General features: G+C 47.2%; 25 protein-coding genes and 1 pseudogene. All 26 read left to right on the top strand.

The annotated features are described in order from the left end of the window. Nucleotides 1-32: 32 nt before the first annotated feature. The 26 genes and pseudogenes from BLA28_RS28550 to BLA28_RS28410 all read left to right on the top strand — a co-directional run bounded on the left by BLA28_RS28550 (nucleotide 33) and on the right by BLA28_RS28410 (nucleotide 24,863). On the top strand, nucleotides 33-521 hold the full coding sequence (locus BLA28_RS28550; RefSeq protein ID WP_081329995.1) for a MarR family winged helix-turn-helix transcriptional regulator: 489 nt from the start codon (nucleotides 33-35) through the stop codon (nucleotides 519-521). A 136-nt stretch (nucleotides 522-657) separates the two neighbouring features. Then, entirely contained in the window at nucleotides 658-1,119 is a 462-nt protein-coding gene (locus BLA28_RS28545; protein ID WP_069157322.1) for a ribosome maturation factor RimP, read from the top strand. Between the two features lie 21 nt (nucleotides 1,120-1,140). Beyond that, a complete protein-coding gene (nusA, locus tag BLA28_RS28540; RefSeq protein ID WP_009253042.1) occupies nucleotides 1,141-2,403 on the top strand; it encodes a transcription termination factor NusA in 1,263 nt (420 codons plus the stop codon). Next, the gene (gene rnpM, locus BLA28_RS28535) at nucleotides 2,396-2,668 is read left to right on the top strand and encodes an RNase P modulator RnpM (protein ID WP_016360258.1); all 273 of its coding nucleotides are present in this window, start codon (nucleotides 2,396-2,398) and stop codon (nucleotides 2,666-2,668) included. Before nusA ends, rnpM begins: the two co-directional genes overlap by 8 nt. Then, nucleotides 2,655-2,966: a L7Ae/L30e/S12e/Gadd45 family ribosomal protein gene (locus BLA28_RS28530; RefSeq protein WP_009253040.1), complete on the top strand. Its 312-nt coding sequence runs from the start codon at nucleotides 2,655-2,657 to the stop codon at nucleotides 2,964-2,966. Before rnpM ends, BLA28_RS28530 begins: the two co-directional genes overlap by 14 nt. 14 nt (nucleotides 2,967-2,980) lie before the next feature. After that, the gene (gene infB / locus BLA28_RS28525) at nucleotides 2,981-6,142 is read left to right on the top strand and encodes a translation initiation factor IF-2 (protein ID WP_071699672.1); all 3,162 of its coding nucleotides are present in this window, start codon (nucleotides 2,981-2,983) and stop codon (nucleotides 6,140-6,142) included. A 44-nt stretch (nucleotides 6,143-6,186) separates the two neighbouring features. Further along, the gene (gene rbfA, locus BLA28_RS28520) at nucleotides 6,187-6,576 is read left to right on the top strand and encodes a 30S ribosome-binding factor RbfA (protein WP_069157323.1); all 390 of its coding nucleotides are present in this window, start codon (nucleotides 6,187-6,189) and stop codon (nucleotides 6,574-6,576) included. 29 nt (nucleotides 6,577-6,605) lie between these two features. Continuing rightward, nucleotides 6,606-7,565: a DHH family phosphoesterase gene (locus tag BLA28_RS28515; protein WP_044968345.1), complete on the top strand. Its 960-nt coding sequence runs from the start codon at nucleotides 6,606-6,608 to the stop codon at nucleotides 7,563-7,565. After that, the gene (gene truB / locus BLA28_RS28510; protein WP_069157324.1) at nucleotides 7,562-8,458 is read left to right on the top strand and encodes a tRNA pseudouridine(55) synthase TruB; all 897 of its coding nucleotides are present in this window, start codon (nucleotides 7,562-7,564) and stop codon (nucleotides 8,456-8,458) included. Before BLA28_RS28515 ends, truB begins: the two co-directional genes overlap by 4 nt. 34 nt (nucleotides 8,459-8,492) lie before the next feature. Next, a complete protein-coding gene (locus BLA28_RS28505; RefSeq protein ID WP_069157325.1) occupies nucleotides 8,493-9,452 on the top strand; it encodes a bifunctional riboflavin kinase/FAD synthetase in 960 nt (319 codons plus the stop codon). A 480-nt stretch (nucleotides 9,453-9,932) separates the two neighbouring features. After that, a complete protein-coding gene (locus tag BLA28_RS28500; protein WP_069157326.1) occupies nucleotides 9,933-11,585 on the top strand; it encodes a Na/Pi cotransporter family protein in 1,653 nt (550 codons plus the stop codon). A gap of 279 nt (nucleotides 11,586-11,864) precedes the next feature. Then, entirely contained in the window at nucleotides 11,865-12,896 is a 1,032-nt protein-coding gene (locus BLA28_RS28495; RefSeq protein ID WP_009253032.1) for a C40 family peptidase, read from the top strand. Between the two features lie 166 nt (nucleotides 12,897-13,062). Beyond that, nucleotides 13,063-13,329 (top strand): 30S ribosomal protein S15, encoded by a 267-nt coding sequence (gene rpsO / locus BLA28_RS28490; protein ID WP_009253031.1) that lies wholly within the window; start codon nucleotides 13,063-13,065, stop codon nucleotides 13,327-13,329. Nucleotides 13,330-13,675: 346 nt separating this feature from the next. Further along, nucleotides 13,676-15,766 carry a polyribonucleotide nucleotidyltransferase gene (locus tag BLA28_RS28480; RefSeq protein WP_069157328.1) on the top strand — a complete coding sequence of 697 codons (2,091 nt, stop codon included), beginning with the start codon at nucleotides 13,676-13,678 and terminating at the stop codon, nucleotides 15,764-15,766. Nucleotides 15,767-15,946: 180 nt separating this feature from the next. Continuing rightward, nucleotides 15,947-16,906 (top strand): stage III sporulation protein AA, encoded by a 960-nt coding sequence (gene spoIIIAA / locus BLA28_RS28475; protein ID WP_069157415.1) that lies wholly within the window; start codon nucleotides 15,947-15,949, stop codon nucleotides 16,904-16,906. Further along, a complete protein-coding gene (locus BLA28_RS28470) occupies nucleotides 16,903-17,421 on the top strand; it encodes a stage III sporulation protein AB (RefSeq protein ID WP_016360260.1) in 519 nt (172 codons plus the stop codon). The genes spoIIIAA and BLA28_RS28470 overlap by 4 nt, the downstream gene beginning before the upstream one ends. Nucleotides 17,422-17,438: 17 nt before the next feature. Then, complete coding sequence (gene spoIIIAC / locus BLA28_RS28465) at nucleotides 17,439-17,633, top strand: stage III sporulation protein AC (RefSeq protein WP_025483821.1); 195 nt, start codon at nucleotides 17,439-17,441, stop codon at nucleotides 17,631-17,633. Between the two features lie 20 nt (nucleotides 17,634-17,653). After that, entirely contained in the window at nucleotides 17,654-18,040 is a 387-nt protein-coding gene (locus tag BLA28_RS28460; protein WP_009253027.1) for a SpoIIIAC/SpoIIIAD family protein, read from the top strand. Nucleotides 18,041-18,051: 11 nt separating this feature from the next. After that, nucleotides 18,052-19,110 (top strand): stage III sporulation protein AE, encoded by a 1,059-nt coding sequence (locus BLA28_RS28455; protein ID WP_069157329.1) that lies wholly within the window; start codon nucleotides 18,052-18,054, stop codon nucleotides 19,108-19,110. A 60-nt stretch (nucleotides 19,111-19,170) separates the two neighbouring features. Further along, nucleotides 19,171-19,752: a stage III sporulation protein AF gene (locus BLA28_RS28450; protein WP_069157330.1), complete on the top strand. Its 582-nt coding sequence runs from the start codon at nucleotides 19,171-19,173 to the stop codon at nucleotides 19,750-19,752. Beyond that, nucleotides 19,745-20,338: a hypothetical protein gene (locus BLA28_RS28445; RefSeq protein WP_069157331.1), complete on the top strand. Its 594-nt coding sequence runs from the start codon at nucleotides 19,745-19,747 to the stop codon at nucleotides 20,336-20,338. Before BLA28_RS28450 ends, BLA28_RS28445 begins: the two co-directional genes overlap by 8 nt. A gap of 455 nt (nucleotides 20,339-20,793) precedes the next feature. Then, nucleotides 20,794-21,244 (top strand): annotated as a pseudogene (gene tnpA, locus BLA28_RS28440) (IS200/IS605 family transposase). 256 nt (nucleotides 21,245-21,500) lie between these two features. Next, complete coding sequence (locus BLA28_RS28435) at nucleotides 21,501-22,031, top strand: histidine phosphatase family protein (protein WP_069157332.1); 531 nt, start codon at nucleotides 21,501-21,503, stop codon at nucleotides 22,029-22,031. 256 nt (nucleotides 22,032-22,287) lie between these two features. Beyond that, complete coding sequence (locus tag BLA28_RS28430; RefSeq protein WP_133304932.1) at nucleotides 22,288-22,542, top strand: hypothetical protein; 255 nt, start codon at nucleotides 22,288-22,290, stop codon at nucleotides 22,540-22,542. A 745-nt stretch (nucleotides 22,543-23,287) separates the two neighbouring features. Then, nucleotides 23,288-24,484 (top strand): IS256 family transposase, encoded by a 1,197-nt coding sequence (locus tag BLA28_RS28415; protein WP_009256604.1) that lies wholly within the window; start codon nucleotides 23,288-23,290, stop codon nucleotides 24,482-24,484. 160 nt (nucleotides 24,485-24,644) lie between these two features. Continuing rightward, a complete protein-coding gene (locus tag BLA28_RS28410) occupies nucleotides 24,645-24,863 on the top strand; it encodes a hypothetical protein (RefSeq protein WP_009252252.1) in 219 nt (72 codons plus the stop codon). The last annotated feature ends 136 nt before the right edge of the window (nucleotides 24,864-24,999 follow it).

Genomic DNA, 24,999 nt, shown 5'->3' with positions numbered 1-24,999 from the left:
ACAATAAAAAAGAGAAAGGGAGTGACATGGAAATGGATGAGAAGATATCCATGGATGGCAGGATTTCCATAGAAAAGCGGGACGTAAGAGAAGCCATGGTAGAAATGGAAACCGCCAGAAGGCAGATCCTGCATCCTTATTTTCAGGATTTGGGACTGTCACCGGGCCAGCCGAGAATCCTGAATAAGCTGTATGAGAAAGATCATGTGACTCAGCGTGAACTGGCAGACAAATGCTTCATGGATGTGGCGACTATGTCAAGAAACCTGGATCGCCTGGAAGAAGCGGGCTATATTACCAGAGAGAAGCATCCCGACTGCAGGCGTTCTTTCCTGATTGTCCTGACGAAGGAAGGGAGAAACAGGGCCGCTCAGGTATATGAGGATTTCAGGCTCATTGACGAACGGATCTGGCAGGGATTTACAGAAGAAGAAATGGTGGTATTTCTGTCCTGTGCGAAGAAAATTATCGGAAATCTGAAATCGGAAACGGAGAAAACCCCCGAATCCCCCGGAAATTAGCGCTTGCGTTTTGTATACAATGGTGCTATAGTATTATATGGTTAATATGGTTACTAGAGTAGAGTGGACTTCCGGTCCACTCTTCTTTATTGATGTGGCAACATACAACTGAATACAGAAAGGATCTGGTGAACGAATGTCAAAAGGCAAAGCGGTGGAAAACCGTACGGAAGAACTGCTCGCTCCCATTGCGGAAGAAAACGGTGTGGAGATCTACGATGTGGAGTATTTGAAGGAAGGCAGTGACTGGTATCTGAGGGCATACATTGATAAGCCGGAAGGAGTGAATATCCAGGACTGTGAGAATGTGAGCAGGGCGCTTTCCGATAAGCTGGATGAAGTGGACTTTATAGACGACGCATATATCCTGGAGGTTAGCAGCCCGGGACTCGGCAGAACGCTTAAGAAGGATAAACACCTTGAAAAAAGCCTGGGTGAAGAAGTGGAACTGCGGCTTTATAAGCCCAGGGATAAGCAGAAGGAATTTACGGGTATCCTGAAATCGTTTGATGCAGACAGCGTTATTATAGAAACGGAAGAAGAAAAAGTTTTTGCAAGATCCGAAATCGCGCTGATAAGGCTTGCATTTGATTTTTAATTATTTTTGGAGGTTAAAGCAATGAATAAGGAATTAATGGAAGCGCTGGATATTCTGGAAAAGGAAAAAGAAATCAGCAAAGAGACACTTTTCGAAGCAATAGAAAATTCTCTGCTTACAGCGTGCAAGAACCACTTCGGAAAAGCGGATAATGTAAAAGTGGAAATCGACCGGAAAACCTGTGATTTCCTTGTATACGCGGAAAAAGAGATTGTGGCGACACATGAGGAAGTGGAGGATGACTGCCTGCAGATCGCTCTGGAGGATGCTCTGGAAATTTCCAAGAGGGCAAAGGTGGGAGATGTAATCCATGTGGAAATCAAGTCCAAGGAATTTGGACGTATCGCCACCCAGAACGCGAAAAACGTCATCCTGCAGAAAATCAGGGAAGAAGAAAGAAGCGTTATTTACAATCAGTATTTTGAAAAAGAAAAAGATGTGGTTACCGGCGTAGTGCAAAGATATGTGGGTAAGAACATAAGCATTAATTTAGGAAAGGCGGATGCCCTCCTGAATGAAAGCGAACAGGTGAAGGGTGAGGTTTTCAAGCCTACGGAAAGAATTAAGGTATATATTCTGGAAGTGAAGAATACCCCTAAAGGCCCCCGTATTCTGGTGAGCCGTACCCATCCTGAACTGGTAAAGAGGCTGTTTGAGTCCGAGGTTACGGAAATCAAGGACGGAACAGTGGAAATAAAGAGCATTGCCAGGGAAGCCGGAAGCCGTACGAAGATGGCTGTATGGTCCAACAATCCCAACGTGGATGCGGTTGGCGCCTGTGTCGGTATGAACGGAGCCAGGGTAAATGCCATTGTAGATGAACTGCGCGGTGAAAAAATTGATATAGTAAACTGGGATGAAAACCCCGGCAATCTCATTCAGAACGCGCTTTCTCCTGCCAAGATTGTAGCTGTATTTGCGGATCCCGATGAAAAGACCGCAAAGGTGGTGGTTCCTGATTACCAGTTGTCTCTGGCAATCGGCAAGGAAGGACAGAACGCCAGACTGGCTGCAAGGCTGACAGGTTATAAAATAGATATTAAGAGTGAAACCCAGGCCAAGGATGCTCCCGGATTCCGGTATGAAGATTATCTGGATGATGAATACGACGAGGAAGAGGGAGAATTCGAAGAAGAGTATGAAGACGGCTATGAAGAAGCCGGTGAAGAGCTTTCCGAGGAAGGCAGTGCAGAAGCTCCGGAAGAGGAAACCTTCGATGAGGAGCTGGATGAAGAGACTTCCGAAGAAACTCTGACAGAGGATAACGGAGAGAACTATGAATAAGAAGGTTCCCATGAGGCAATGTGTAGGCTGCGGGGAGATGAAAGGTAAAAAAGAAATGATGCGGGTCTTAAGGACCGCAGAGGGAGACATTGTCCTCGATGTGACAGGTAAAAAAAATGGGAGAGGCGCCTATCTGTGCAAATCCATGGAATGCCTGAAAAAGGCAAGGAAGAGCAAGGGATTGGAGCGTTCTTTTAAAATGAATATTCCAAATGAAGTTTATGACAGTCTGGAAAGGGAGTTTGAGGAGTTTGAAGCAGAATAAGATTTTATCCATGCTCGGTCTCGCAACCCGTGCTTCAGCGGTGGTCAGCGGTGAGTTTATGACGGAAAAAAGTGTCAAATCCGGCGCCGCCCGCCTGGTGATAGTGGGAAACGATGCCTCCGACAACACAAAGAAGAATTTCCGGAATATGTGCGAGTACTATCATGTGCCGTTCTACCTCTACGATACCAAGGAGGGGCTGGGCCACGCGATGGGAAAGGAAATGAGGGCATCCCTGGCGATAACAGATGACGGGTTTGCCAAAAGCCTAATCGGACATTTGGAAGAAGCCAAGTAGACGGAGGTAACAGCATGGCAAAAACGAAGATATTTGAACTTGCAAAAGAGTTGGATATACACAGCAAAGATATTCTTACCTTTCTCCAGAACCAAGGGGTGGAAGCAAAAGCGGCCCAGAGTTCGGTGGAAGATGATGCGGCAATGATGGTAAAGAAACATTTTGGTAAAAGCGAAGGAGAAAAACGCATAGTGGAAGATGCATCCATGAAGACGACAGGCGTTACGCCGGAAACGAAGACAGAAAAAGAGCAGAACGGCAGTCATGAAAAGGCACAGGAGCAGGCGCCTGCTGCGCCTCAGGCTCATGACGGCGGTGCCGACGGGAAAGAAAAAGCAGGAGAGGCACCGGTAAAGAAAAAGAAAAATATTATTTTTGTGAGCAATCCCCATAACAGCAAAATGCAGACCGGCGGCCAAAGACAGAATTCCGGCGGGAATAAAGGCGGAGCAGCTGGTAATAATGGAGACAGAAGGGGCAATGGGAACCATCCTTCCAATAACGCAAACAGAGGAAACGCAGGCGGCGCTTCCAATGGGGGCCGCGGAAATAATAATGCGGGCGGAGCCGGAAGAACGGCAGGAAACCGTCAGAACGGCAATCAGAACCGTTCTTCAGGAAGAATCGGTTTTGAACAGCCCAAGCTGATTAAGCCCCTGACCAAGCCTTCCCAGCCTCAGATGCCGGATGAAAGGCTGGAGGAACAGCGCAGACGTGCGGAGGCGGCGGAAAGAGCGGCCAGAGAGCAGAAAGCAAGAGAAGAAAAAGCGAACGCAGAGAGAGCGGCAAGGGCTGAACGGAATGAAAACAGAAGTGATGCAAGACCGGAAAGACAGCCGGACAGCAGGCCGGAAAGGCCCCAGGGAAACCGTCCGGGAAATGAAGGCAGAACGGGCAGCTATGCGGATCGGCAGCAGCAGAGAGGGCCGAGGACAGACAGACCCCAGGGCGCGCAGGGCAGCAGGCCGGATGCAAGAGGCCCCAGAAACGACAGACCCCAGGGAAGACCCGGGGAAGGACAGAGCCGTCCCGGCTATAACGGCGGTCAGAGGCCTGGTCAGGGCTTTAACCGTAATGCAAACAGCGGCCGTCCTGGCGGAAACAATGGCCGCCCTGGCGGAAATAGCGACCGTCCTCAGGGAGAACGTACACAGGGTACGGGCGGAAGGCCGGACGCTAAGCGTTCCATGGACAATAAATTCAGGAAGCCCGCACCGGGCAAGGGTTTTGTTGCCGAAAGCCCCATTAAAGAAGGGGAGAAGCACAGAGACGAAGAAAAACGCCGCAGCGCTCAGGAAAGAGATAAGCGCAGCAAGAAAGACCTCATCTATGAAGAGGACGGCGAAGCAAAGAACAAACTGAAAAATAAGCCCGGCAGATTTATTAAGCCTGAACCCGTTAAAGAAGAGGTGAAGGAAGAGCAGATTAAAGTAATCACCGTGCCGGAAACGATAACCATCAAAGAACTGGCCGATAAGATGAAGCTGCAGCCTGCGGCAATCATCAAGAAGCTGTTCCTGGAAGGCAAGATCGTAACCCCCAACCAGGAAATTTCCTATGAGGATGCGGAGAATATAGCGATTGATTATGACATCATCTGTGAAAGAGAAATAAAGGTGGATGTCATTGAAGAACTGCTGAAAGAGGATGAGGAAAACGAAGAGGATATGGTTTCCAGACCGCCGGTTATCTGCGTTATGGGCCATGTTGACCACGGTAAAACTTCCCTTCTCGATGCTATCCGGAAAACCAATGTAACAGACAGGGAAGCCGGCGGCATCACCCAGCATATCGGTGCTTATACCGTACAGATAAACGGACAGAAGATCACCTTCCTGGATACACCCGGGCATGAGGCGTTTACCGCAATGCGTATGCGCGGCGCCAATTCAACGGATATCGCAGTGCTGGTAGTTGCGGCGGATGACGGCGTAATGCCCCAGACCGTTGAGGCTATCAACCATGCGAAGGCAGCAGGAATTGAAATCATTGTTGCCGTAAATAAAATGGATAAACCCAATGCCAATATTGACAGAGTGAAGCAGGAACTTGCTGAATATGAACTGATTCCTGAAGAATGGGGAGGAAGCACTGTATTTGCCCAGGTATCTGCCAAGACGGGCGAAGGGATCAACCAGCTTCTGGAAATGATACTGCTGACAGCAGAAATCATGGAACTGAAGGCTAATCCCAACAGACAGGCAAGAGGTCTTGTTATCGAAGCGGAGCTGGATAAGGGCCGCGGACCGGTAGCGACCGTACTCGTACAGAAGGGTACTCTCCATGTGGGCGATTTTATTTCCGCAGGAGCCTGCCATGGTAAGGTAAGGGCCATGATTGATGATAAGGGAAGAAGAGCGAAAGAAGCAGGACCTTCCACACCCGTGGAAATTCTTGGACTTTCCGATGTGCCTAATGCAGGCGAAGTATTCCTGGCTCATGAAAATGATAAAGAAGCCCGCACCTATGCAGAAACCTTTATCACACAGAATAAAGAAAAGAAGCTGGAAGAAACGAAAGCCAAGATGTCCCTGGATGATCTGTTCAGCCAGATTCAGGAAGGCAACCTGAAGGAACTTGACCTGATCATCAAGGCCGATGTACAGGGCAGCGTGGAAGCGGTAAAACAGAGCCTTCTGAAGCTGACCAATGAAGAAGTGGTGGTAAAATGCATCCACGGAGGCGTCGGTGCCATCAACGAGTCCGACGTTACCCTGGCGGCAACCTCCAATGCTATTATTATCGGCTTTAATGTGCGCCCGGATGCTACGGCAAAGGCCACTGCCGAAAGAGAAGGCGTGGATATCCGTCTCTATAAGGTTATCTATCAGGCTATCGAGGATATTGAAGCGGCAATGAAAGGTATGCTGGATCCCGTATTTGAGGAGAAGGTTATCGGACACGCGGAGGTACGTCAGATATTCAAGGCATCCGCAGTGGGAAATATTGCAGGCGCCTATGTGCTTGACGGTGAGTTCAAGAGAGATTGTAAGGTGAGAATTACCAGAGACGGCGATCAGATATATGAAGGTTCTCTGGCAAGCCTTAAGCGTTTTAAAGATGATGTTAAGGAAGTCCGTTCCGGATTCGAATGCGGTTTTGTATTCGATGGTTTCGACCAGATTCAGGAAGGCGATATTGTGGAAGCCTACATTATGGTAGAGGTTCCCAGGTAAAGCCGGTCTGTTAACGGATGGATTCCTGACAGGTAGGAGTTGCAATGAGAAAAAACAGCGTAAAAAATACCCGGATTAATTCGGAAGTGCAGAAGGTGCTTGCCGAAACGATCCGGGGAGAAATAAAGGATCCCAGGATTGCCCCCCTCACCTCAGTGGTGGCGGTGGAGGTATCCCCGGATTTGAAGACATGTAAGGCATGGATCAGCGTTCTGGGAGATGAAGCTGCCCAGAAGGAAACGATGGCAGGCTTAAGAAGCGCCTCCGGTTTTATAAAAAGCAGGCTGGCAAAAGAAATTAACCTGCGCATTACACCGGAAGTTCAGTTTATTATGGATCAGTCCATTGCCTATGGTGTAAATATGTCCCATAAGATCGATGAAGTAATGGGAAGCCAGGATATGGCACGGGACGCGGAGGTCGATGAGGAATAAGCGTTCCCTGCCTCCAGCAGGGAGGATTTATGAAGCTTTTGGAAGAATGTAAACAGGCGAAAAGGATCGGTATCAGCGGACATATCCGTCCGGATGGAGACTGCATTGGTTCCTGTATGGGCCTATATCTTTATTTAAAGAAGGTAAGGCCTGATGCGGATATTCATATTTTCCTGGAAAAACCGGCGGATATTTTTTCCTGTATCCGCGGTGTGGAGGAAATCGACAGCGATTACGGAAAACAGGAGAAATTCGATGTGTTCTTCTGTCTGGATACCGCCTCTGACCGTCTGGGCCAGGCGGAAGAGTATTTCTGCACGGCAGATAAAAAAATCAACATTGATCACCATGTGAGCAACAGCGGCTGCGGTGATGTGAATTATGTGATACCGGAAGCCAGCTCCACAAGTGAACTGATATACAATCTGATTGATGGGGAACAGCTGGATGAGGAGATTGCCAAAGCCCTTTATATCGGCATTATCCATGATACCGGGGTGTTCCAGTATTCCAATACCGCACCGGAAACCCTGCGTGCCGCGGCACATCTGATTTCCTTCGGATTTGACTTCAGCCGGCTGATTGAAGAAACCTTTTATGAAAAGACATATCTGCAGACGCAGATACTGGGGCGCGCCCTTCTGGAAAGCATACGGTTTATGGATGGAAAATGCGTGGTGAGCGTTCTGGATAAAAAGACTATGGATTTTTATGAAGCCACCTCCCAGGACCTGGAAGGAATTGTCAGCCAGCTGCGCAGCATTAAAGGCGTGGAATGTGCCATTTTCATGTATGAAACGGGAGTTCTGGAATATAAGGTAAGCCTGCGTTCCGGCGGGCGGATCAATGTTTCAAAGATAGCTTCCTATTTCGGCGGCGGCGGCCATGTAAGGGCGGCAGGCTGTACAATGAACGGCACCAGTCACGATGTGATCAATAACCTCTCATTACATATTGAGAAACAATTCATTGAGGAGCAGGACACATGATAAACGGCATTCTGAATGTCTATAAAGAAGCGGGCTATACATCCCATGATGTGGTGGCAAAGCTGCGCGGCATATGCAGGCAGAAGAAAATCGGCCATACAGGTACCCTGGATCCGGATGCGGTCGGGGTACTTCCTGTTTGTCTGGGAAATGCCACCAGGCTCTGCGATATGCTTACGGATAAAAGCAAGGAATATGAAGCGGTGCTTCTTCTGGGAAAGGTAACAGACACCCAGGATATTTCAGGGAAGGTACTGGAGGAGCATCCGGTACTTATGGAGGAGGAACAGGCTGTGGAAGCCGTTCTTTCTTTTTTGGGAAGCTATGAGCAGATTCCTCCCATGTATTCGGCATTGAAAGTAAACGGCAAAAAGCTTTATGAGCTGGCGCGTGCCGGAAAAGAGGTAGAGCGGGCGGGACGGCCGGTGGAAATCCACCAGATTGATATCCTTTCCGTCGCTCTGCCTGAAATAACCTTCCGGGTAGCCTGCTCCAAAGGGACCTATATCCGTACGCTCTGCCACGATATCGGAAGAAAACTGGGCTGCGGCGGAACCATGAAGAGCCTGAAAAGAACCAGGGTCGGAACGTTTGCCATAGATGATGCCCTGCCGTTGGGAGAACTGGAAAAACTGGCTGCGGAAGGCAGGCTGGAGGAATATGTGATTCCGGCAGATGCCATGTTCCCGGAGCTGCCGTGTCTTACAATCAGGGATTCCTTCCGCCGTCTTCTGGAGAATGGGAATTCTTTCTATTCCAATCAGGTTAGGGAAGAGCTGGAAGCGGTTGACGGCATCCGGGTGAAAGTGTATGATACGGAGGGACGCTTTTACGGAATATATGCCTTTTCGGATGAAAAAGGGCGTTATCAGCCGGTAAAGATGTTTCTGTAAAATAAAGGGCATTTATGCCTACTGGAGTGTTTTAATGCAGATTATTTCAGGAACTACGGAAATTAATTGGGAACAGCATACAGCTGTGGCAATAGGAAAATTTGACGGGATCCATCAGGGGCACAGAAGGCTTCTGGATCGGATTATCAGGGCAAAGGAAGACGGACTTGCGGCAACGATATTCACCTTTGACCCGCCGCCGTCGGTTTTCTTCTCTGGAAAGCCTCAGGCAGAACTCACGACAAAGGAAGAAAAAAGGCGTATTTTTGATAAAATGGGAATCGACCTTTTGATTGAATTTCCCATGAATGCCCGGACAGCCGCGATGCCTCCGGAAACCTTTGTGAGCAGGGTCCTTCATGAGCAGCTTAAGGCAAGGTATATTGCGGCCGGTACGGACCTTTCCTTCGGAGACAGAGGAAAGGGAGACTGGCATTTGCTGAAAGCCATGGCGGAAAAAATGGGTTATCAGGTGCAGGTAATCGACAAAATCATGTACGGCGGACGGGAAATCAGTTCCACCTTTGTCAGGGAAGAGATTCTTAAGGGAAATATGGAACTGGCTGAAAAGCTTCTGGGTGCCCCGTTCACAGTATCGGGAACCGTAAAGCACGGCAAACGCCTGGGAAGGACGCTGGGCATGCCAACGGTTAATCTTCTGCCTCCCAGGGACAAGCTTCTTCCGCCTAAGGGAGTCTACCTTTCCCGTATGTTTGCCGGAGGAAGCTGGCATGAAGGAATTACCAACATCGGCTGCAGGCCTACGGTGAGCAACAGCGGCCAGATGAGTGTGGAAACCTATCTTTATAACTTTAATAAAGAGATCTACGGGGAATATGTGGAGGTTTCTCTTCTTACTTACTGCCGTCCTGAAATGAAATTTTCAAGTGTTGATGAATTAAAAGAAAATATGGCCCGGGATATTGAAGCAGGCAGAGAATACTGGGAAAGCCGCAGAGCAGAAAAGACCGTCGGACAGAGAATCCCCGTTTAGGGGAGAACTGTCCGGCGGTTCGTGCTGTTACAATTCACGTCCCCGGTGCCGCCGGTCTTATGTTTCTGCCAGCCCGGCATTCCCTGCCCTGTATGTGGGGCGTGACTCTGCAAGGTTCCTGTCAGGGCACACTTTCGCTCGGATAAATACGCAGCGGTACTAAGGTTGCAAAGTACGCAACCTAAGGACCGGCGTATTTATACGGCCCATACAGGAATCCTTGCAGAGTCACACTCCACATACAGGGCAGGGAATGCCGGGCTGGCAGAAACATAAGACCAGCGGCACCGGGGACGTGAATTGTAACTTCCTATTTTCAAATTTAGACAAAATTCTTTATTTTACTTGTATCTTTCTTAAGAATCCCTTAAAATGTATGTAAAGTGTGTGTAAATAAAAAGTAAAGAATGCGTATATTGTAAACTCTGGAAAGAAGGCCGAAAGGCCTTTTTCGCGGGGTGGGAAGGAATCAGACGAAAGATGAGTATAGGTGCGATGCTGTTGTCAATGGCCGGAGGACTTGGTTTATTTCTGTTTGGTATGCGGCTGATGAGCGAGAGTATTGAGAAGGCGGCAGGAGCCAAGCTGAGGGGTATCCTGGAGATGTTTACCACAAACCGTTTTTTAGGTATGCTTGTGGGTATTATTTTTACGGCGGTGATCCAGTCTTCCTCAGCATGTACGGTCATGGTAGTCAGCTTTGTCAATTCAGGGCTGATGAATCTGTATCAGGCGGCAGGCGTTATTTTCGGTGCGAATATCGGTACCACGGTAACCTCCCAGCTTGTATCTTTTAACCTTTCTGAAATTGCCCCTGTTTTCCTGCTTGCGGGGATTCTGGGCGTTATGTTCTGCAAACGTCAGAGTATCGTAAAAATATGCCACATTGTCCTTGGGTTCGGTGTTTTGTTCATGGGTCTGTCCGGAATGTCAAGCGCCATGTCGGGAATGAGGGATATGCCTGAAATTGTCCATATCCTGTCCTCCCTTACAAGCCCCATGCTCGCCATACTGGTGGGAACGATACTGACGGCAGTGATCCAGAGCTCTTCGGTAACCGTCAGCATTGTGCTGCTCATGGCAAACCAGGGCCTTCTGGAGCTTCCTATTTGTCTTTTTATTGTTCTGGGCTGTAATATAGGCGCCTGTACATCGGCGCTTCTCGCCTCCCTGAATGGTAAAAAAGATGCCAAGCGTGCGGCGATGATTCATTTCCTGTTCAACGTAATCGGTACCGTTCTCATGTATCTGATCCTGAAGCTGGCTATGAATCCTGTCATGGATATGCTGCACATGGTATCGGGTACCAATTCGGGCCGTTTTGTGGCGAATGCCCACACCATATTCAAAATATTCCAGGTTATAGCCCTTTTCCCTTTTGCCGGGCTGATCGTGAAGCTCACCTATGTCTTTGTGCCGGGTGATGACGTCAAAATGGACGACAGGGATAATTTTACTCTGAAGTATATCGGAGACAAGACAGTGTTCAACCCTGCAACGGCAGTGGTGGAAGTGGATAAAGAGCTGAAACGTATGGCGACTCTCGCTTCCGATAACCTGAACCGTGCCATGAATGCATTGATCACTTTGGATGAAGAGGATATTGATACCGTATATACGGTGGAAAAAAATATTAATTTCCTGAACCATTCCATCACCAATTATCTGGTAAAAATTAACCAGACAACCCTTCCTATTGAGGATCAGAAGAGTATCGGCGCCCTTTTCCATATAGTAAACGATATAGAAAGAATCGGCGATCATGCGGAAAATGTGGCGGATGCGGCGAAAAGAAGGAAGGAAACAGGCGTGAGCTTCAGCAAGGAGGCACAGCATGAGCTGGGAGAAATGCTGGATATGGTAAATACGATAATCCGTTTTTCTGTAGAAATGTTTTCCACAGGCACAGACGAACTGGCAGAGGATGTGCGGCAGCTGGAGGATGCGATTGATGAAAAGGAACGGGAAATTCAGAAGTCACACATCCAGCGGATGACAAAGAACCTCTGTACTCCGGAAGCCAGTATGATTTTTTCCGATATTGTCAGCGGCCTGGAAAGAGTGGCGGATCATGCAACGAACATCGCTTTTGCGATGGATAATACAGAATATGAAGTGAGTAACGTAACATAAAGAGTATGGCCTTTCGGGAAAAATCCCCCTCCGGCTGCTGCAGATAGGATACTGTGGCGGCCGGAGGGCTTTTTTCTCCTGAAAGTCTTTTTTAATCGAAGTTCCAGGTATTTCCTGTAAAATTAAGGAATTAGGAATTGACAGGAGAGAGGGTTTTTAATATAATACTGTTGTAATAATATTGTAACAATTTGAAAGGAATCTGTAAAATATTCCGGCGGTAAGGAAGATGGAGCAGAAGAGTACATATTCAGATTAAGAAATAGGAGAAGGAGTTATATGTTAAAAGGAACAAAAGCAATCGGTATGTTGGCGGCAGGGATTGTATTGTATACGGGCATGACTGTTTCGGCGACAGGAACAGGGAACGCGCCGGTGCCTTCGGCAGGTGTGGGCGAGATTCTGGAAGCGAAGCTGCAGGAAGAGGATTATCTGGCGGCTGCGGAAGAAGCCAAGGTGGAAAGAAAAGCGGTTTATGGCTTCAGCAACCTGGGGATTGCTAATGTTAACGATTATTTGAATGTCAGGGAAGAACCCGGTGAGGACGGCAAGCTGGTTGGTAAAATGAGTAAGAACAGCGGCTGTGAGGTCCTGGAAATAAAAGACGGATGGGCACGTATCAAATCCGGCAAGGTTACCGGCTATGTGAAGGCGGAATTCCTGCTGACCGGGCAGGAAGCCAGAGACAGAGCGGATAAAGTGGCTGCGGATATGGCGGTATGCAATTCAGGAGGCCTGCGTGTAAGACAGGAGGCCAGTACGGAAAGCCCTGTCATTACGCTGGTTGCCGAGGGCGAAGAGCTGGAGGTTGTGGAGCAGCTGGACGGATGGGTGAAAATCATGCTCGATGATGAGGAAGCTTTTGTATCCGCTGATTATGTGACAATCGCCAAGAAGCTTGACAGAGCGGTAACACAGACGGAACTGAAATACGGAAAAGGTGTTTCCGATGTCCGTGTTGATTTGGTTAACTTTGCGAAGCAGTTTCTGGGACGTCCCTATGTATGGGGAGGTGTGAGCCTGACTAACGGCGCAGACTGTTCCGGTTTTACTATGAGTGTGTTTAAAAATTATGGCGTTTCCCTTCCTCATTCCTCCGCATCTCAGAGCACTATGGGGACAAAGGTGAGCCTTGCTGAGGCGAAGCCTGGCGACCTCGTGTTCTATGCACAGAACGGAAGGGTAAACCATGTGGCAATTTATATCGGAAACGGGCAGGTTATCCATGCCAGCAACCCCAGATCCGGTATCAAGATTTCCAATGTAAGTTATCGTACACCTTATGCGGTGAAGCGTGTGCTCAGCCAGTAAACCGGTGTAAATGATGTTTAATATTTCTGATGTGACAAGAAAATAGTTTACAAGAATGGGATGAATGTGTTATACTTTCCTGGTATGAAATTCAGCCGGTACCCAGATACAGGACACTCCGACCTTATCCTGGTATCAGGCGATTAAAAATCAAGGAGGAACACACATGATTTCCAAAGAAAAGAAAACAGCAATCATTGCAGAGTATGCTAGAGGCGAAGGCGATACCGGTTCACCGGAAGTGCAGATCGCAGTCCTGACAGAAAGAATCAAAGAGCTCACCGAGCATCTGAAGAGCAACCCCAAGGATCATCATTCCAGAAGAGGTCTGCTTAAGATGGTTGGACAGAGAAGAGGTCTTCTGGACTATCTGAAGGGAAAAGATATCGAGAGATATCGTACTCTTATTGAAAGACTGGGAATCAGAAAATAATGCTGCAAAACAAGGCGGATTTAGCTCCGGATATTTTCGGAGCTTTCCGCCTTATTGTACGGTAAAGGAAAACTCCATACCGTATAAAAGGCGCATCTGTTTTGGGTGACGTCTTCTGCTTCTTCAGGTCGGAAGAGTGCTTCCGAGACCACTGACAAGGGCATTTGCCGCGGCTTGGGGCCGGGTAAGCGGTTTTGTCAGTAGTTTCGGCATCTTCTGCCTGGACAGCACCAATGCGGAGAAGTCCGCTTACGAAGAGTGGTTTGTCCGCTCTTCCCATTGATTGTCTGGCTGCATATGGCGGCATGACAGCAAAATATTTAAGGTTCAGAAAAGGAGAGACGAAATGTACAAGACATTTTCCATGGAACTTGCCGGACGCACCCTGAGTGTGGACATCGGCAGAGTGGCAGCACAGGCAAACGGGGCTGCATTTATGCATTATGGGGATACCACTGTTTTATCCACCGCCACAGCGAGCGAAAAGCCCAGAGAAGGAATCGATTTCTTCCCCCTGAGCGTGGAGTATGAAGAGAAGCTTTACTCCGTAGGAAAGATTCCCGGAGGCTTTAATAAGAGAGAGGGAAAAGCGAGTGAAAACTCTGTGCTGACAAGCCGTGTTATCGACCGGCCTATGCGCCCTTTATTCCCTAAGGATTACAGAAATGATGTGACCCTGAATAACCTGGTGCTTTCCGTAGATCCTGCCTGCCGTCCAGAGCTGGTGGCCATGCTGGGCGCTGCGATTGCAACAAGTATTTCTGATATTCCCTTCGACGGCCCCTGCGCTATGACCCAGGTAGGTCTTGTTGATGGTGAATTTGTCCTTAACCCCTCTCAGGAGCAGTGGAAGAACGGCGATTTAACCCTTACCGTGGCATCCACCGGCGAAAAGGTTATCATGATTGAAGCCGGCGCTAACGAAGTACCGGAAAAGAAGATGATTGAAGCCATCTATATGGCTCATGAAGTAAACCAGACTATCATTGCTTTTATCAATAAAATAGTTGCAGAATTAGGAAAGCCCAAGCACGAGTATACCAGCTGTGCCGTTCCGGAAGAACTGTTTGCAGCCATTAAGGAAATCGTACCTCCTGCAGAAATGGAAGAGGCCGTATTTACCGATGTTAAGCAGGTAAGAGAAGAAAATATCAGAAATATCACAGCCCGTCTGGAAGAGGCCTTCGCTGATAAGGAAGAATGGCTTCCTGTACTGGGAGAGGCTATTTACCAGTATCAGAAGAAAACAGTCCGCAAGATGATCCTGAAGGATCACAAACGTCCCGACGGCCGTGCTATCACACAGATCCGTCCTTTGGCAGCGGAGATAGATATCATCCCCAGAGTTCATGGCTCAGGAATGTTCACCCGTGGGCAGACGCAGATCTGTACTATAACAACCCTGGCTCCGCTTTCTGAAATGCAGAGAATTGACGGCCTGGATGAAAATGAAGTAAATAAGAGATATATGCATCACTATAATTTCCCGTCCTATTCCGTAGGTGAAACAAAGCCCTCCAGAGGACCGGGACGCCGTGAAATCGGCCATGGAGCATTGGCGGAAAAGGCCTTGATTCCGGTACTGCCTACAGAGGATGAATTCCCTTATGCAATCCGTACCGTATCCGAAACCTTCGAATCCAACGGATCCACCTCTCAGGCATCCATCTGTGCATCCACCCTGTCCCTGATGGCGGCAGGTGTTCCGATTAAAAAGCAGGTAGCAGGTATTTCCTGCGGTCTGGTTACCGGAGATACAGATGATGATTATATTGTACTCACAGATATCCAGGGACTGGAAGACTTCTTTGGTGATATGGACTTCAAGGTGGCCGGAACCCATGACGGTATCACAGCCATTCAGATGGATATTAAGATCCACGGTTTGACAAGACCCATTGTGGAAGAAGCGATTGCCAAGACAAAAGAAGCAAGGGAATACATCATGAATGAAGTCATGACTCCCTGTATTGCCGCTCCCAGAGCCGAAGTGGGAACCTATGCTCCCAAGATCATTTCCGTACAGATTGATCCTGAAAAAATCGGTGATGTTGTCGGACAGCGTGGAAAGACAATCAATGAAATCATTGCCCGTACCGGCGTGAAGATAGATATTACTGATGACGGAAAGGTTTCCGTATGCGGAACGGACAAGGAAATGATGGATAAGGCTGTGGAGATGGTTAAGATTATTACCACAGATTTCCAGGAAGGCCAGATCTTCAAGGGTGTGGTAGTAAGTATTAAGGAATTCGGTGCTTTCATTGAATTCGCTCCCGGCAAAGAAGGTATGGTTCACATTTCCAAGATTGCCAAAGAAAGAATCAACCATGTAGAGGATGTACTCACCCTCGGTGATGTGGTTACTGTAGTATGCCTTGGCAAAGACAAGATGGGAAGAATCAGCTTCTCCATGAAGGATGTTGCTCAGGTATAAAAAAATAATTTCGAATTACGGCCGGAGGAATGCGGTAAAAGCATTCCTCCGGCTTTTTTTGTGTTCCTCAGGAGTCATAACCTGGCATGTCACACATATACTGAAAATGGAAGCAGAGTGTTTCATGGAATGTTGGACAGACTGCCATGGATGCGGATGAACGGGAAAGGAAGTGTGCCCATGACGAGCGAAGAAGATGTTTTACGGATATTCCCGGAAGAAATGCGGGGGAAATGGCGTAAAGCGGCAGGCTATGCCGAACGGCTGCAGGAAATCAGGCTGCGGGCGGATAAGCCTGTGCTGCTTTGTATAGACGGAAAAGAATTTTTCAAGGATAAAAGAGGGGAAATAGTAAGCCGTACAGAACAGGCGGAAATTATGGAACGGGAAGAGCTGGAACGGCTTATTTCCTATACCTGCAGTTATTCCATGTATGCTTTTGAAGAAGAAATAAGCCGGGGATATCTGTCACTTCCGGGAGGCCACCGTATGGGGCTGGCGGGAGAAGTAGTTCTCTCAGAGCAAGATAAAATACGGAACATAAAACATATTTCCTGTATAAATATCCGGATTTCCCATGAAATCAAAGGGGCGGCCGATACTGTGCTGCCTTTCCTTTATCGGGAGGGAAGATTCCTGAATACCCTTATTATTTCCCCTCCCGGCTGCGGAAAGACCACGCTTTTGAGGGATATCATAAGACAGGTTTCTGACGGAAACCCTTATGGGGAAGGCGTTACGGTAGGAATTGTGGACGAGCGTTCAGAAATTGCAGGTTCTTTTCAGGGACGCGCGCAGAATGATGTGGGGCTGCGTACGGATATCCTGGACAGCTGTCCCAAAGCGGAAGGAATGATGCTGTTAATCCGTTCCATGGCTCCGAAAGTGATCGGAGTGGATGAACTGGGAAGTGAAGAAGATATAGACGCCATGAAAAAAGTACTTTCCTGCGGATGCGCCATCCTGGCTACCATCCATGCCGGTTCTGCCGCGGAGGCTGCGGAAAGATTATTTATGAGAAAGCTGGCGGGTGAAAAGGTCTTTGAACGGTATATCGTCCTGACCAGGAGGCTGGGAAAGTGTGAAGTGGAGGCTGTCCTGGACAAAGAACAGAGGATACTGTCCGGAGGACCATTATGATGAAGCTTTCCGGCGCGCTGCTGCTGGTGCTGGGCTGCGCCGGATTTGGATGGTGTACATGCAGGGATATGGAAAGACATATAGGCCAGCTTCATCTCCTTTCCAGAGCTTTTTCTATGCTGGAGAGTGAAGTGGGTTACAGCAGGGCTACCCTGCCGGAGGGGCTCATTCGTGTGGGAAACCGCCTGGGAGGACGGCTGGGCGAATGCTTTATAAATGTAGGGAAAAAAGCACAGGGACCGGAAGGAATCACATTCGCAGCAGCCTGGGATGAAGAGGTTGCGGGATTTCTGAAGGAAACCTGCCTGGATAAAAAGGAAGAGGAGCTGCTGCTTTCTTTTCCCGGATTCACCGGCTTTGTGGATGGGCAGATGCAGCTGATATCTCTGGAGCAGTTCGGAAAAGAAATAAGGCGTGCGGAAGAAAAAGCGAGGAAAGAAACAGAAAGCCGCAAAAAGGCGGTTCTTTCCGTAAGTATGGCTGGCGGGCTGTTGATTGCCATACTGCTGATATGACTTTGAAGGAGAATGGAATGGGAGTAAGTCTTATTTTTAAAATAGCGGCGGTAGGAATCCTGGTCACCATCCTCAGCCAGATATTAAAACACAGCGGCAGGGAGGAACATGCATTCCTTCTTTCCCTGGCGGGGCTGATACTGGTGCTCACCTGGGTCATTCCCTACATATATGATTTGTTCACTACGATACAGAACCTGTTTCAGCTCTGACAGAAAGGAAGGGACAGGGAATGGATATGGCAAAAATTGCATTGCTTGGTATCATCGGCGTTCTGATAGGCCTGCAGTTTAAATCCGGAAAGCAGGAATACAGCGCTTATATTGGTATCGCCGTTGCATTGATCATTTTTTATTATGTATGTCAGTATCTCACACAGGTTAAGGATTCCGTGCTGGCACTGGGAGGTTTTCTGGAAGGAAGCGGAGCGTATTTCAGTATTTTGTTTAAAGTCACCGGGATTACTTATCTCTGCCAGTTTTGTGCAGGACTCTGCAGAGATGCGGGATACCAGGCCATCGCGGCCCAGGTGGAGCTGTTCGGGAAGGTGACGATCCTGCTGGCGGGCATGCCCGTGCTTTTGTCTCTGATGGATACGATAACGGGATTTATGAAATAGAGGGAAAAAGGATGGAACTGACGACGCTGGCCGGAGAATTGAATCTGGATGACCTTTCCCATCAAATAGAGCAGCTTTTTCCTGATTTCAGTATTGATTTTACCTCCTTTTTCGGACAGGTACTTGCCGGAAACATGGGGGAGGCCTTCCGGGGGCTGAGCTCTTCCATAAGAAACGGAATACTGGCGGAGATAGGCGGAATGAAAAATCTCATGCTCACGCTGCTGATTATCGGAGTCCTGTCCGCCCTGTTTACGGTGGTGATGCAAAGCTTTGATAACCACCAGATAGCGGATATCGCCCACTTCATTTCCTATCTGCTCATGCTGTTTGTGGTTCTGAGGACGTTTACCCAGGCTGCGGATATTGCAGGGGTTCTGCTGGAGAGGATATTACTGTTCGTCCGATTGTTTGTTCCCACCTTTATGCTGGCGTTAGGGCTGTCCTCCGGTGCGGCTACGGCCGCCGGTTATTATCAGCTGATACTGCTTTTAATCTATGGCGTGGAACAGCTTCTTGTGAGTATCGGTCTTCCTGCGGTGAATATTTATATGATGCTGGTGGTGATGAACGGAGTCTGGGAAGAGGAAAAGCTGGGCATGCTTGTGGATCTTCTGCAAAAAGGAATCGGCGGCTTCCTGAAATTCATGCTTACCTGTATTACAGGCATCGGCCTTCTCCAGTCCATGGTAACGCCGGTACTCGAACAGCTGAAGCTGAATGTGGCGGGTAAAGCCCTGTCGGCGATTCCTGGCCTCGGCGGCCTGGCGGAGGGAACGGCACAGCTGCTGATCGGTTCGGCGGTTCTGGTAAAAAACGGGCTGGGAGTGGCGGCTTTTCTTCTTTTGCTGGCTTTATGCATTGTCCCTTTTGCCAAACTACTTTTATATGCAGGCATTCTGAAGCTTTGTGCGGCACTCCTGGGCATGACGGCGGACAAAAGAATAACAGGCTGTGTGAATAAAGCCGGTGACGGCCTTCTTCTTCTTTTGCGGATATCCTTCACAGCCTGTGCCTGCTTCCTGATTATGTTTGCCATTATCACATGCCTGGCAGGCAGAATGGGCTGACTGCTTGGAAAGGCCGGGACGATAACAAACGGAAAGGATGGCAGGAAGGAGATATGAAAAATGGGTGCTCAATTTCTTGAATTATTAAAGAAAGTGACAGTTTTTATGCTTGCAGGACAGCTTATCGTGCATTTTCTGCCTGCCGGGGGATATGAAAAATACGTGAAGATGATGATCAGCATTATGGTCTTATCCCAGATCGTCCTTCCCATCCTTTCTTTAGGGAAGTTTGATGCGGCGGGCGTATATGACAGTGCAATGGATAAGTATGAGCAGGAAATAGAAAAAATCGGCATGCAAGTGGAGGAGAACGACTTCGAGGGCCGAGATTACCAGGAAGAAGCCCTTTCTATGACGGTCCGGCAGAAATTAGAGCCTTTAATGGAGCAATATGGTGTATCCTTGAATGCCGTATCCGCTCCGGAGGAAGGAAAGCTCCGGGTGGATATTGCGGAAGGAGGCGCCGCCGGGGGCAGACTGGTAACTATAGAAAATATAACAATTAACCCGTCGGGAGAAGGGACAGATGCGGAGGATTCGGAAAATGGAAGGACAGCGGAAGAGCGGCTGCAGATGAAGGCAGCTTTTGCAGAGGCGCTTGGCATAGATAGTGGAAATCTGGAGGTGATATGGAATGGGTGACCGCCTGGCATCATGGAAGAAAAAGCTGACTAAAGAAAATATGGCAATCCTGGCGCTTTTAGGAATCCTGTTAATGGTGATTGCCCTGCCTGTAAAGAAAACGGAAAATGCAGGGGACGAGACCGGATTATCGGACACGGGAAGCGATACGATGAAAACCTCGGAAACGGAAAAAGATGATGGAGACGGAAGCTATACACAGGAGGTGGAAAACCGTCTGGAGGCGCTGCTGTCCAGCATGGATGGCGTGGGAGAGGTAAAGGTCATGGTAACTCTGTCCTCTTCTGTGGAACAGGTAGTGGAAAAAGACGTCCCCTACAGCATGGATACTACCAAGGAAACGGACAGTGCCGGCGGCAGCCGGGATGTGGTCAATTCCAAACAGGAGGAAACCACCGTGTATGTGACCGACCAGGCCGGCAACAAAACGCCCTATATCAGTAAAACCCTGGAGCCTGCCATAGAAGGAGTTACGGTGGTCGCCCAGGGAGGCGGAAATGCTGTTGTACAGAAAAATATTACGGACGTGATTCAGGCATTGTTTGGAGTAGAGGCGCATAAAATTAAAGTGGTTAAGATGAAGTGAAAAAAAGTGAAGAAATGGCTTGAAATGGGCATTTTAGCTCGAACATACATTCGCGAGAATATCCGTTTTTTGAGCTAAAATATATTTCCAGGAGTATGCGCAGGGGTAAAATGTTAGCATCCTTGGGATTCTCAAAATATCCTAGATATTTATACTGAGAGGTTCCATTCTTTTTGTGGCCGGCAATTTTCCGGGCAGCATAAGGCCGGCGCCTCTTTCCAGACAGCTTTACAATGCCGCCTTATCCATCGGTAACTTCATAAGCATAACCTCCTTTTAGGGTATAAAAATAATCTTGGTGGGAATGCTCACCGGCCTTCGGTTTGTACAGTATTCAATTTGCCGTTCTGGTGTTGGTAGCACTAGAGCGGTTTATTTGTGAAAGCATCTTTTAATAAACCATCTGCTATGCAGGTGACTCCACAGTTGTTTAAGCTTACAAATAAAAACCTCCAATGTATCATATCGAATTTGCGCCGAAATATCGAAGGAAGATAGCATATGGAAAAAAGGATATAGCGAATATTAAGTACGCTATGTAAATGAAAAGGAGTAAAAATAATAGAGGCGGAGAACTGTCCGGATCATGTGCATATGCTGGCGGAATTGCCGCCCAATATAAGTGTATCAAGTTTCGTAGGGTATCTAAAAGGGAAAAGTACGTTAATGATATTCGAGAGACATGTGAATTTAAAATATAAATATGGGAACAGGTATTTTGGGTGTCGGGGATATTATGTAGATACGGTAGGAAGAAATGCAAAGAAGATACAAGAGTATATTCAGAATCAGTTAAAGGAAGATATAGAATATGATCAGATAATACTCAAAGAGTATATAGACCCGTTTACGGGTGATCCGGTAAACCAAGCAAATAAAAGAAGCCCTGTAGGGCTTGGCAAGTAAATGATGTTGTGGCTGCAACATTGACAGTAATAAGTTATTATGATATTCGTTTGTTGCTCCGAAAAAAGCATGGAATATTTAATATTTCACCAGCTTTTATAGACTCATTAATTATAATTGGTTTTCTTTAGAGTAGTTAATACTAATAACTGTAAAATAAACTAAAAAAAGGATAGAGATAGACATATAATGTGTAACATGATATGATATCTGCCAGTAAATAATTTACAATAACGATTTTTAGTAGGAGGTGTTCATGGTGTTATATGTTGCCCGTCACGGTCAAACTCTATGGAATGCACAAAATAAAGTATGTGGGGTTACTGATATAGGATTAAATGAATCGGGAATAGAACAAGCAGAAGAATTAGCTGGAATAGTGAACAATTATAAAATTGATATTATTGTATCATCTCCATTAAAAAGAGCTGTGGAAACAAGCAAGATTGTGGCAAAGCATAATAATATTTCTTTTTATATAGAGAGATTTCTCATTGAACAAAACTATGGAATATATGAGGGCGTGGATAGAAGAAACCCTCAGTTTTTGAACAATAAAAGAAATTTCGCATACAAGTACCCCAATGGTGAGTCTATGATGCAAGTGGCATATAGAGTATATGGTGGAATTGATAAAATCAGGCAAGAACATCAGAAAAAAGACATTCTTCTAATTACTCATGGTGGAGTATGCCGCATTATTAGAACATATTTTAAGGATATGACAAATGATGAATTTTTCAATTACACATTGGAAAATGGCAGGTTAGAGAAATATGAGTTATAAAGTAACTTATGGTTAACGGCTCTACTCGGCTATAAAGGATTACTATATCGGTACCTCCTGGAGCAATATATCCGGGCTGCCTGTCCGTTGCTTTACTAAATTTATACCCAGCTAAATCGCTATTTAACAGCAGTAAATCAGAATAACAATTAACAAAATAACGTAAATAATAAGGAGGTATGTATTTCTGGCGTACCTTAATTTTTTGTAAACCACAGATTATATAAAGTGTTACGTGATTCTTTTCGGAAACATTGTGACTATTAAATTTCCGGGAGGCACAAAATCAGTTATAAGTACTAAGGGGGTTCACCTGTATCTGGATACGAAAGGGGAACATGATATCGGCGGGGAGGATTATGTTGGATTCACAACCATATTCCGCAACGACGAGGTGACAGCAGCGTATAACGAGTACCAGTTATCCAATGGCGGCAGCGTGCGGACGCCTCCGGAACCCGCGATTGAACCGGAATCTGCGCCGGAGCCAACGCCGGAAGAACTGAGGTGAAGAAGTCCAGGAAATGAATGCGCTACAGCAGGCCGTGTATGGTAAGATGTAGAGGCCCCTTCTTTGCGTACTTTGAGCCGGGGAGTACTGACAGGTATAATATAGTATGCGGCGGATACAATCATCGGCGCCGGGTATCTGTTTGGCATTTACACCGGCAAGTCTTTTTACGTGGAGGGGGGATTTCGGCACTTCTGCTTTTGATTGTCCGTTTTGGATTGCCGGATACCCGCTGGAAGGATATTTTAACGTGGCCGATAATCCGCCCGCGGACAAGTACAAACCTGCCCCGTTACAGTCTCTGTTTGGCTGGTAGTACACCAGTAAAGTGCGAGTGGATGGTATCGGCACCGTGGCAGACCTTAATGTCTGCTATATCCTGTTTTGGACGGCGCAGACCCCAGAATACTATCTCCAAGATATCTGGCATGGCACGTTCATAAGTAAGGCGTTGGAAAGCATCGGAGAGGACGGATCCTACAAGAACCGACAGCAGATTGCAGCAGCGTATGGCATAACAGGATATACTGGTACGGCAGAGCAGAATATACATCTGCTTAATTTACTCAGGACAGGACAGCTTATCAGAGTATAGTGTACATCGTATAAAGGGGTGTGTCAAATAAACTGTGTATCACTTGCAGATTATTCGACACACCTCTTTTTTGAATAGGTATCAGCATTACTGACAATACTGCATGTAAGTGGAATAAATTGGTAAATAAATTTAGTGAGGTTAAGGGATATGACATCAGGATTTCATTATCAGGAGGAACTTTCCAAGTGCAGTACCATGGAGGATATCACAGGGCCAAACGGACTTGTCCAGCGGATGGTAAAGGATGCGATCGAACAGATCCTTCAAAGCGAGATCACAGATTATATCACAGATGAAAAAAGTAAGGGGAATACCCCGCAGCGCAATGGAACATCCCCTAAAAAAGTAAAGACTTCTTACGGCAGCATTGACATTGATGTCCCAAGAGTCAGGGAAGGGGAATTCGAACCGGAAGTTATTAAAAAGAGGGCTGTCATCGAAGAGGGACTGGAAGCACAGATTATCTCTATGTATGCGAAGGGGATGACTGTTCGTGATATCGTATCCCATGTCCAGGCACTTTACGGGATTGAATTATCTCCGGCCTCCGTGTCTAATATAACGGATAAGATCATGGAGGAAGCAAGGGAGTGGTACAGCCGGACCCTGGATGGTTTTTATCCGGTCGTATTTTTGGATGCTGTGCACTATAAAGTCCGTGAAGAAGGGCGGATCGTCACGAAGGCATCCTATGTCGCTCTGGGGATCAACGCGGAAGGCCGAAAAGACATCCTGGGGATCTGGATTGGTGAAAATGAAGGTGCCAAATTCTGGTTGAAGGTATGTAATGAACTGAAAAACCGCGGAGTAAAAGATATCCTAATTGCCTGTATCGATGGCCTGCAGGGATTTCCGGATGCGATCAAAACCGTATTTCCTGAAACAAGGATCCAGCTATGCATTATCCATCAAATACGGAACACCATGAAATATATAGCCTATAAGGATTCCAAGGCATTTATGAAGGATCTGAAGCGGGTATACGGGGCCGAAAGTGAGGAGATCGCATTCAGGAACCTGGAGGCGATGAAGGACAGCTGGAAGAAGTATCGTGCGGTGGTTGAGAACTGGCAGATGAAATGGGAAAACCTCTCCACCTATTTCAGCTATGGGGCACAGATCCGCCGCCTCATCTATACAACGAATACCCTGGAGGGATTTAACCGGCAGCTGCGGAAAGTGACAAAAAATAAAGCCGTTTTTCCTAATGACGAAGCACTAAGGAAAACGTTGTATCTGACAACGCGGGATATAACAGAAAAGTGGTCCATGCCCTATCGGGATTGGGGAGAGACTTATGGACAGTTCATCATCGAATTCGGCGACAGGGCATCCATCGCCTGAGAGAACGATCACTCCTCCTGAGCGGATCGTGCGGGGGCCTATCCTCTTGTTAACGCAAAATACCGCAGATGCAGGCTTTGTTCCGGATTGTTATTGAATAAAGCCTGCAGCTACGGTAATAACTATCAATAAGAGAATTGTGTGGAAGGAGAGTGGGATTATGACACATGATGCAGCAACAGCATACGCATGTGTAGCATATCGAGTTATGGAGTATGATAGAGAGCCGTTGACGGAGGAACAGTTTGAGGTGGTCCTGGAAATGTTATTTGGATTTTACAATGAAAGGGAGATCGAAAAGATCTATCAGCAAAATATCGTATTTGGTTCCAATGATGCCATCATAAATGAAGAAAAAATAAAGGGAAAAATAGAATAGTATTGCCGGAAGGCGGCAATACTATTCATATAAACAAACGTCGTATTTTGGAAAAAACCGTCATGCAAACATAGGTAAAACCAAATCGCGGAGTGCCGAAAAAGGGAACCGGGTACATACCAATTTACGACAATAC

Source organism: Eisenbergiella tayi, from assembly GCF_001881565.1.
GTDB classification, from domain to species: domain Bacteria; phylum Bacillota; class Clostridia; order Lachnospirales; family Lachnospiraceae; genus Eisenbergiella; species Eisenbergiella tayi.
Note: the sequence above shows the minus strand (reverse complement) of the source record. Positions and strands in the feature narration are given on the sequence as shown.